The sequence below is a fragment of the Trinickia mobilis genome (assembly GCF_017315705.1).
In the GTDB taxonomy this organism is placed as follows: domain Bacteria; phylum Pseudomonadota; class Gammaproteobacteria; order Burkholderiales; family Burkholderiaceae; genus Trinickia_A; species Trinickia_A mobilis.
The window spans coordinates 381,604-386,881 of the sequence record NZ_JAFLRF010000003.1; the positions used below are offsets into that span (position 1 = coordinate 381,604).

Here is a 5,278-nt window from a genome sequence, read left to right on the forward strand (position 1 = left end):
TGTGTTCGAGTCAGGGGAGGTGTCCCTTCGCGAACTTCAGGGCGAAGTCAAAGGCGTATGGCTCGACATCACTTAGGCGGGAATCGAGCATGACGTCCTCCTCATAGACGGCGCGCAGCATATGCGTTGCATGATCGTCAAAGATGTCAAACGCCTGCTAACGGACTCCTTTTTTTAGGTCCTTAGCGAACTCAGTGGTGACGCTTGGCCGCAGTCGCCATCGGCTAGTCTTAACGCGGCCATGAAGGAATAATCGATGAGTCAACCAGACGACTTCGCCGCACCGGTCGAGACAGAACTGACCGGAATTAACCTGATCAACAATCCGATGCTCAACAAGGGCACCGCTTTTACCGACGAAGAACGCGATGCATTTCAGCTGCATGGATTGCTTCCACCGCATGTCGGCTCGCTTGAGGAGCAGGTCGAGCGCCGGTTGAAGGTGCTGCGCGCCTTTGAGACCGACTTCGAGCGCTACGCTTTCCTGCGCGAGCTGCAGGACAGTGACGAAACGCTGTTCTACGCGTTGATTGTCAGCAATCTCGAAGAGACCTTGCCGCTGTTCTATACACCGACCGTGGGCGAAGGCTGCCAGCGCTTCAGCGAAATCTGGCACAAGCCACGCGGTGTCTTCGTCAGTTACCCGAACAGGCACCGCATTCGCGAAATGTTGTCGGACCCCCGCTTCGATAATGTGCGAATCATCGTAGTCAGTGACGGTGAGCGTATCTTGGGGCTCGGGGATCAGGGCGCCGGTGGCATGGGCATTTCGATCGGTAAGCTTGCACTTTATACGGCCTGTGCAGGCATCCATCCGAGTGAAACACTGCCGGTACTGTTGGATGTCGGAACGAACAACCAGGAACGCCTTGACGATCCGCTGTATATCGGATGGAGGCACAAGCGCATAGGTCGCGACGAGTATGATGCTTTCGTCGAAGAGTTCGTTACGGCGGTGGCAGAGCGGTGGCCCGACGTACTGCTCCATTGGGAAGATTTCGCGGGTTCCAACGCCGCACGTCTCCTCGAACGCTATCGCGATCGGCTCTGCACCTTCAACGACGATATCCAAGGCACTGCCGCCATCGCGGCAAGCTCGCTTCTGGCCGCCGTCAACGTCACCGGTGTACCACTAACGGAGCAGCGCATTGCCGTGCTCGGCGCCGGATCGGCCGGATGCGGCATCGCCTCTTTGTTGCTCCAGGCAATGATCGATGCTGGGGTCGACGAGGTGGCGGCACGCCGCCGCTTCTTCCTTGTCGACCGTAACGGACTGCTCGTAGAGGGCATGGCTGACATTACGCCGGCACAGAGGCCGTTTCTCCAGAACCCAGAGGTAGTCGCGAATTGGAGCCGCGAGGTACCGGGCACGGTCGGTCTCGCCGACGTGGTTTCGAATGCGCATCCGACAGTGCTAATCGGAGTTTCGGGGCAGGCTGGCGTCTTCAGCGAGTCTATTGTTCGCACCATGGCGCGTCACGTTGAGCGGCCGGTTATCTTCCCGCTGTCCAATCCGACCTCGCGCAGCGAAGCTACACCGGAGCAACTCATGCTGTGGAGCGAAGGCCGTGCACTCATCGGCACAGGGAGTCCGTTCCCACCGCTCCACTGGAACGGCCAGACACGCAAGGTCAATCAAACCAACAATTCATATGTTTTTCCTGGCGTCGGACTGGGTGTCCTCGCTTGCGGTGCTCGTCGCATCACCGATGCGATGTTCATGGTCGCAGGAAAGACCGTGGCCGCCCTGTCACCTACCGTTAGGGACAAGGATGGGCTGCTACTGCCGCCTGTTACCGACCTGCGCAAGGTTGCGGTGGCCGTCGCGAAGGCCGTCGCGTTTCAGGCGCAGGTCGACGGCGTCGCGCAACCGTGCGATGCAGCCACCCTTGACGCTCGCATAGCGGCGCGCGTCTGGGAGCCGCACTATCGGCCCTATCGGAAACGCGGCTAGAAGTCGGACTCGCACGGCAGCATTAGATGTCGCACGAGTCCACCTCTTCTCACTGCGTGATCGGGTCGTGCCGAGAGGCCGTGGGTTGAACCTGCTGGTAACCCAAACGCAGTCCGAATCTCTCAGCTAAACCCCGTACTGAAGTTAGGTTGGTCTCAAGGCGGGGTTTAGTTTTGGGGACGTCATTCCGAGCGCATCGGCGGAGGCTATGTCCCTTCGTCAGGCGTTTAATGCTGACTTGAGTTGGCGAAAGGTAAGCGGTCGGGCAACCCTTCTTGAGTCGCTCCGATGCTCTTGGGAGTGTCCACTTAACGATGAGCCGACCCCCGAAAATCGGACATTTCCTCGGGGTGCTTCTTGGGCGAATACACAGAGCAGGCGAAGTTGGCCGCGCGGATGTCTTGTCAGGGGCGAGCGAATGTGTCGATCGGGTAAAGCCGACGGTTGAGCAACCGCAATCGCAGTGTCCAGATGACAAAGATGGCCACGCGGAAATGCCACCGGGACGCGCAGCCATTCCCGCCGCCGTTCCGCTCGCGGCCGTGCCCGGACTAGCTGCCCGCTCCGGACGCCATCTGCTTTAGCAGCGCCGCCTTGTCGGCCGTCGCGGCCCCGAGCAGGGCGAAGCCCATCAGACGTTTCGTCGCGGGGTCTTCGAAAAGCGCTCGCGCCGCATGCGGTGAGTCGTGTGTGCCCACATCGATGGTCCAGCGGCCCTGAGGCGTGGCGGGCGGCACGATGACGGCCGGCACGACGGGCGTCTTGACGACGATCGGCATCACCGGAAAAACGACTTGCGTGAGCGTGCCGCACAGCGTGCGCGCGAGCGCGCGTGCAGCGTGCATGATCGGCAGCACGTAGGGCTGCACGCGTCCTTCGATGGCAGCACAATCGCCTAGCGCGTAGACGTCCGGCGCACTCGTGCGGCACCAGGCGTCCGTCGCGATGCCGCCTTCGATCTGCAGACCCGCTGCGCTCGCGAGCGATGTGTTCGGCACGAGGCCGATCGCGGAGACGACGACGTCCGCATCGAGCACCGCACCGTCGGTGAGGGTTAACCGATAACCTGACTCGCGCCGTACGATCGCGGAGACGCCGCGGGAAAGCCGCAGGTCCACTCCCGCGTCCGCCAGCGCACGGGCATACTCGGCGCCCACCTCGGGCGGCAGCAGCCGCGAAAGCGGCGCATCGGCCGGGTCGATCAGGCTCACAGCGTAGCCGGCAGCGATCAGGTCGTTGGCGAATTCGCAGCCGATGAGGCCCGCACCGACTATCGCGACCGACCGGCGCAACGCGAGCGTTTCGCGAAAACGCACATAATCGTGGAGATCGTTGACGGACAGGACATCGCCCGCGCCGTTGCCCTCGATTGGCACGCGTCGCGGCGCTGCGCCGGTCGCGAGCACCAGCGCGCGATAGCGCAGCCGCTGCCCGTCGACCACGATCGCGTGTTCGACGGGCACGATCCGCTCGACTTGACGATAGGTCCAGATTTGCGCGCGCAGTTGCGCCGCCATGGCCTGCGCATCGAAACTCGCGAGTTCGCTCGGCGCCTTCTTCATCGCAAGCGCATTCGAGAGCGCGGGCTTCGAGTAGAAGCTGCCATCGTTGCGGCTCACGATCACCAGTGGTGTGTCGCCATCGAGCTTGCGCAGCTCGCGCGCCACCGTATAGCCGGCTAGGCCCGTGCCGACGATCACCAGCGGATCGTGTTGCCCCATGGAAGCGTCGCGTTGGCTCATTCCGTCACCACCTGCATCTCGAAGTCATGCTTGCCGCTTGCGCAGTCGGGGCACAGCCAATCGTCCGGCACGTCTTCCCAGGGCGTGCCCGGCACGATGCCCTCGTCGGGCAGCCCTTGAGCCTCGTCATAGCGAAACCCGCAAATTATGCATTCCCAGATCTTCATCGCCTCATCTCCCTAATACGATTGACCCAACGTCCAGATTCCTCGACATATATTTTTCGAAACCAGCGCCTTAGGCGGTGGTAGCGACATATGGCCTGACCATCTTGGCCGGGTCCACGACGCGGTCAAACGTCTGTCCATCGACAAAGCCAAGTTCCAGAGCTGCAGCCTTCAGGGTGAGGTCATGCTCCGCAGCATGGTGGGCGACGGCTGACGCACGGTCGTAGCCGATTACCGGCACCAGGGCGGTCACCAGCATGAGTGAGCGATCGACGTATTCGCGGATCTTCCTGACGTTCGGCCGGGTGCCCTCAACCAGAAAGCGCCTAAAATTCGTGCAGCCGTCAGTCAGCAGCGTAATCGACTGTGTGACGTTGAAGATCATCAACGGCTTGTAGACGTTCATCTCCAGATATCCACCAGCGCCGCCAAAGCCGACTGCTACGTCGTTCGCCATCACCTGGACGGCGACCATGGTTAGCGCCTCCACCTGGGTCGGGTTGACCTTGCCGGGCATGATGGACGAGCCTGGCTCGTTTTCAGGGATCAGCAGTTCCGCGACGGCGGCAGCGATGGACATCGCTGCAGGAAAGGAGTCGTTCGACGACTGCGACATGTTGACGTGATCGTTAGGGTGAACCGGCTTCTTGCTGGCGAGCGGCGTGCCCGCGAGCAGGCAACAGCGGTTTGAGATCACCTCGTTGAGGTTCATGTTGAACTGTGTCCCGCTGCCGGTCATCCAGACGTGCAGGGGGAACATGTCGTGATGCTGCCCAGCGAGGATTTCATCGCACACCTGAGTGATGAGCGAATGAGCCTGATAATCGAGACGTTTTCCGGCGTGGTTTGCATTGGCTGCCGCTTTCTTGAGTACGGTATAGGCGGTAATCATTTCCCGCGGCATCAGCTCGCGGCCGATGCTGAAATGTTCGATTGATCGCTGTGTCTGGGCGCCCCAAAGCTTGTCGGAGGGAACGCTAACTTCCCCGAGGCTGTCGACCTCCGTGCGATAATTTTCCATCGTGATTTTTCCTTCATTCCTGCTTCAGCTTGTCGATGGCATCCAGCATGTGCGTGCTGTACGTGATGGCGGCGCCGGCGTTCAGGTTGATGGCAACGCCCAGCGCTTCTGCGATTTCGTCATCGGTCACACCGAGCTTGACGGCCTCGGCGGCATGAAAGGCGATGCAGCCGTCGCAGCGCGTGGTGACTGCGACGGCCAGCGCGATGAGTTCACGCGTCTTCGCGCCGAGATGGTTAGTGTTGGCGCCCGCACCAGCGACAAGGGCAAAACCGCGGAGAGTGTCCGGCGCGCGTGTGGACAGTTCCGTGAGGCGGGAACTGATGTCCTGAATCGTCTCTTTCCACTCGAGCATGAGATCACTCCAATAGGAATGCATAGGATGTAAGCGCGC

General features: G+C 61.1%; 5 protein-coding genes. 1 reads left to right on the plus strand and 4 read right to left on the minus strand.

The genetic code is table 11. From position 1 onward, the window contains the following. Positions 1-256 precede the first annotated feature (256 nt). Positions 257-1,954: an NAD-dependent malic enzyme gene (locus tag J3489_RS06690; protein ID WP_206996916.1), complete on the plus strand. Its 1,698-nt coding sequence runs from the start codon at positions 257-259 to the stop codon at positions 1,952-1,954. 551 nt (positions 1,955-2,505) lie between these two features. On the opposite strand, the gene J3489_RS06695 is transcribed toward J3489_RS06690, so the two are convergent. From J3489_RS06695 to J3489_RS06710, 4 genes are all read right to left on the minus strand, one after another. Further along, positions 2,506-3,696, minus strand: a complete 1,191-nt coding sequence (locus J3489_RS06695) for an NAD(P)/FAD-dependent oxidoreductase (RefSeq protein ID WP_206996917.1) — start codon at positions 3,694-3,696, stop codon at positions 2,506-2,508. Next, positions 3,693-3,863 carry a rubredoxin gene (locus tag J3489_RS06700; protein ID WP_206996918.1) on the minus strand — a complete coding sequence of 57 codons (171 nt, stop codon included), beginning with the start codon at positions 3,861-3,863 and terminating at the stop codon, positions 3,693-3,695. Before J3489_RS06700 ends, J3489_RS06695 begins: the two co-directional genes overlap by 4 nt. A 70-nt stretch (positions 3,864-3,933) precedes the next feature. Next, positions 3,934-4,884 carry a lyase family protein gene (locus J3489_RS06705; protein WP_206996919.1) on the minus strand — a complete coding sequence of 317 codons (951 nt, stop codon included), beginning with the start codon at positions 4,882-4,884 and terminating at the stop codon, positions 3,934-3,936. Between the two features lie 13 nt (positions 4,885-4,897). After that, positions 4,898-5,239 carry a carboxymuconolactone decarboxylase family protein gene (locus tag J3489_RS06710; protein ID WP_206996957.1) on the minus strand — a complete coding sequence of 114 codons (342 nt, stop codon included), beginning with the start codon at positions 5,237-5,239 and terminating at the stop codon, positions 4,898-4,900. Positions 5,240-5,278: the final 39 nt, after the last annotated feature.